The 3,230-nt window shown below is 33.4% G+C and carries 1 protein-coding gene; it reads right to left on the bottom strand.

The features are described 5' to 3' along the window. Positions 1-120: 120 nt before the first annotated feature. Positions 121-3,057: a fibronectin type III domain-containing protein gene (locus Q5O73_RS10385; protein ID WP_302669648.1), complete on the bottom strand. Its 2,937-nt coding sequence runs from the start codon at positions 3,055-3,057 to the stop codon at positions 121-123. Positions 3,058-3,230 lie beyond the last annotated feature (173 nt).

Raw genomic sequence — 3,230 nt, 5'->3', positions numbered from 1 at the left:
GCTATACACTTCCCACTATCTGGGCGTGTTCGGGACTTTCACCCGTTAGAGCGCGCCCATGGCGCGCAAACTACAAAGGGACATATCACATTAGCGATAGTCCCTCTAAAAGTATTTTAACTATTTAATTTTCACAATTCGCTTTGACCATTTTCCATATATCTTTTTACCATTTACAACATTGCATGTACGAATGATAATTATATATTTTTTGCCTTTCTTAACTCCTTTTATTGTTGACTTAACAATAGTGTTCTTTTTAAGGAGTTTTACCTTGGCATGTTTTGAATTTTTGCTTGTCCAGTATTTAATCTGATAGCCGGTTGCCTTCTTATTTTTCTGCCATGATAATTTAATACTCTTTTTAGTTTTCTTTGCCTTAAACTTTGTAACAACTAATTTCTTATATTTGCCATCAATTGCTTTAGATGTTGGTGTAACCTTTGATGTTGTAGTTGTTTCAGAAGGCTTTTCGGTAGTAGGTTCTGCTGTAGTTGGCTCTTCACCCTTTTCTCCTATAACATTTAATTCTACTAAAACTTTCTGATTAGCAAGTTGTGCGAAGATTTTTCCGTATACAGGATCATCGGCATATCTTTTAGCATAATTTTCATATATTTCATGAGAAATTACTGCACCTACTGTAACCTTAGTATTATAAACCGGCATTGTTACTCTTAAAGTCTCATCATCAATAATGTTTTTGTCTGATGATATCCAGTATCTCTGATGGTCAGGAATTTCTTCTTCCGGATTTACAATTCTTGCAATAATTCCGTTATTATCTGGCTTTGAAACATAGTTTGATGAATAAACATTTCCATTTTCATCCTGATATATGCCGTAAAATACCTTCAAATCTCCTGTAATATTATTTGCATCGCTGTTTTCATTTTTTATAAACTCAAAGAAGTTTTCTTTTGCACTATTCATAAAATTAACAGCATTGGTTATTTCTTCTTCTGTTAAAGGTAAAACTGTTACGTCAAACTTAGTTGAAGCAGAAATATCAGGATTTTCCTTGTTGGTAATTGTTACTGTTAATGTAATTGTTTTTTTATCTTCTCCCGGAAGTGGTCTGTATGTGTATGTACGATAGCCATAAATTTCCATTACAGATGTATCGCTGCTTTCAACCTTGAAATCGTAATACTTACCATCAAGACCTAACTTTTTAGGGATAACTAACTGTATGTCATCTTTCACATTACTTAAATCAATATCTCCACCTGTAGTGAAATTTGAAAGATTATCTTTATATGTGTCAACCTTTTCCTGTAATGCCTTTGTCTGCTCTAATACTTCGTTATATGCTAAAACTTTAACAGGTATTTCACGTTTAATGGTTTCAGTAACCTGATCTTCACATGAATTATATCTGCCAAATGTAAATTCAGCTGTTATAACAACATTTTGATCCTCTGATTTTCTATTTACCTTTGCTGTATAGTACATGTTAGTAAAGTCACTGTCCCATTCAGCAGAGTTACTAATTGAAATTACACTGCTATCTGAGGATGTATACTTTACTTTTACCCATTTAACATTTTTATCTGAGCCATTGTGACTGACATTTGGATTAGCAGGAAGCATTAAGTTTTCTGTTACACTTTGTAAATCTTCGTTTTTGTCTAAAATCTGATTATCAATGTATTCATCCCTTACTGCTTCAAGGTCTTTTTTTACCTTGTCTAAATCCCAATAGAAATTAACACATCTTGGTGCATATTCCACTGTAACATTATTTAATGTTAAATTAAATGTAACATCTGCCTGTCCCATATATCTGTATGCATATCCGGCATCAAATAAATCAATGTAAAAATAATGTATTGTTCCATCTTCATCAATGTATGTTGCACCATCAGAAAATCTGTTTTCAACATTCTTTATTGATACTTTTATGCCTTTATTGGCGTAAGCTTCTTTGGATTCAATGAGATTTGATAAATATGTGTTAATATTTTTGTCTGTATTAAATTTCGGAGAAATAACTCCTGATGGAAGTTCATTTACAAGTGCATCAAGGGTTGCCTTATCTTCCACATCAGTGTTTGTAGCCTTAATCTGCCATTTTAAAACAGGATAACCATTATTTATGCTGCTGTCTGTTGCAAATGCTTCTCCTAAATCAGATGCAATACCTTTTAATTCATCTGATGATAATTTTGTAACATCAGGTTCATCTGCATCAGAAATTTTAAAGCCATAAACATTTGAATTTATCCCTTCAAGATAATAGCATTTTTCAAAAGAAACATAGGCATTAATATATCCTATAGCTGCACCATTTTGAGTTTTTTCCGTAACCGCACCGGTTGTATAACTGTTTTTTACTGTTGATACATTGTTTGTGGTACCATATCCATAACCGACTAATCCACCTGAATATATTGTTCTGGTTGCTGTTGTAGTAACACTTCCTGTGTTATAGCAGTTTTCAATTGATGTGTATGTTTTAATTTCACCTGTTATACCTGCAACTCTCGCTCCACCGGTAATGTCACCTACATTATAACTGTTTGTAATGGTTGTATTTTCAGAATATCCTGTGATTCCGGCAATGTTTTTCGCATTTTTGTTTGTAACATTTATAGTTGCTTCGTTACCACAATTTGTAATGGTTGTATTAACTGCTTTAGCCACAATACCTGCATCAAATCCAAGAGTTGATGTAACATTTCCCTTAACTACAAGGTTTTTAATTGTGGCACCATTAGTCTGACCGATTAATCCCTGATAAGTTTTCTGAGCGTTAATATCTAATGTTACGCTATGTCCGTCACCATCAATTGTTCCCGTAAAAGCATCAGGTAAAGTATTATCACCCTGACCTATTGTTTCAGTAACATTTTCAATGTCGCTAGTAAGAATATAATTTCCATCTAATGGAAATTCAGCATCCTTACCGATTTTGGCCCACTGAGTGGCGTCTGATATTTCAATTGCATTTGATGTGTCATCAGCTTTTGTGTAAGTTATACTTACATTTGAAAATGCCAATGCCATGGTAAGAGCAATTGAAATAACCTTTTTGGTTGTGTTGTTTCGTCTCATTTTCGTTCTCCTTCAATTAGTAAAATAGTAAGAGTAACACGAAAAAAGCCCTAAAGCGTATGCTCTAGGGGTGCGATAAATCTTATATATGCAAAATAAAGGCATCAAAATAAAGCCTTTTTGCAATAGAAGCCCTTTATCAATTCCCCGTGATATAACTCCAAACTCTATGC

It is taken from the genome of Eubacterium sp. AF15-50 (assembly GCF_934835595.1).
Lineage (GTDB): Bacteria > Bacillota > Clostridia > Lachnospirales > Lachnospiraceae > Eubacterium_G > Eubacterium_G segne.
Note: the sequence above shows the minus strand (reverse complement) of the source record. Positions and strands in the feature narration are given on the sequence as shown.